At 68.5% G+C, this 1165-nt stretch carries 1 protein-coding gene and 1 pseudogene; one reads left to right on the plus strand and one right to left on the minus strand.

Annotated elements, in window-relative coordinates; translation table 11 throughout:
* Nucleotides 1–378 (minus strand): annotated as a pseudogene (locus ACGF5C_RS34965) (hypothetical protein); the annotation flags it as partial.
* Between the two features lie 313 nt (nucleotides 379–691).
* On the opposite strand from ACGF5C_RS34965, the gene ACGF5C_RS34970 reads away from it, so the two are divergent.
* Nucleotides 692–1165 (plus strand): DNA cytosine methyltransferase (locus ACGF5C_RS34970; RefSeq protein WP_393308725.1); only part of this gene is annotated, 474 nt, incomplete at its 3' end.

Below are 1165 nucleotides of genomic sequence, written 5' to 3' on the forward strand. Positions count from 1 at the left end.
GAAAAGCTTGCCGCGCAACGACACCTCGAGCCGGCTCGCGGGCGCCGCGATGATCCACCGCCGCCACCACGAGGTGACCGTGCTGAGCACCGCAAGCCCAACCACCAGGCCGATCGGCACCCATATGCCGCCGAAATCCCGCTGCGCGACCGGCCCGTCGACGATCCGCGCGGTGACGAACGGCAACGCGATATCGCACAGCATGCCGAGCCCCGACAGCACGGCGCTGCCGAACAGCGCCGCGCGATAGGGCCGGATCTCCGGCCACAGACGCCGCAATGAACCCGCACCCGTCACTCGGGTGGTGTAATTTTCGTCGACCGTTCCGGTTCTGTCGTCCTCCGAATCGGATACGGTCTCCGTCGTAGCGACGGACACAACAATCCCCCTTCGCCAGGTCGTCTTTCGCCGAATCGCTCACTACCGCACCGCCCCGGCCCCCGACCGAGCGCGCGTACGACCTTCCAGATTGCCAGCGCCGCCCCCGCCCGCCAACCGATTTTCGGTGTGCCCCCAGATGGCTCGCCCGCGGCGCGTTATAGATTCTCGAGCGGTGCACGCCAGTGTTCTCGGCCCGCCTCGATTGTGGACTGACGGAGCGAGGGAGCGCAGCGACTGAGCGGAGGAGGGAAAAATCGAGGCCACAGGGGCCGAGAACCCGCCGAAGCGGAGCGTAGGCCAAAAATTCAGCATGGTCGGGTTGTTCGCCGGGATCGGGGGTTTGGAACTCGGGCTCAGCGCACACGGTTGGCGTACCGAGCTGCTCTGCGAGATCGACCCGGGCGCACGCGCCGTCCTCTCCGCCCGCTTCCCCGAGGTAGAGACCCACGCCGATGTCACCCGCCTGCGCGGACTGCCCGCCGGGACGGAGCTGGTCGCCGCCGGATTTCCCTGTCAGGACCTGTCGCAGGCGGGACGGACGGCGGGCATCACCGGCGAGCGCTCCGGTCTGGTCGACGAGGTGTTCCGGCTGGTCCGGCGCAAACGCGGCCCGCGCTGGCTGCTGATCGAGAACGTCCCGTTCATGTTGCAGCTGGGGCGTGGACAGGCGATGCGGCACATCACGGCCGCGTTGGAGGAGCTGGGCTATACCTGGGCATACCGAGTGGTCGACGCGCGCGCCTTCGGGCTGCCACAGCGGCGGCAGCGGGTGCTGATGCTGGCG

It is taken from the genome of Micromonospora sp. NPDC047620 (assembly GCF_043205005.1).
Lineage (GTDB): Bacteria > Actinomycetota > Actinomycetes > Mycobacteriales > Micromonosporaceae > Micromonospora.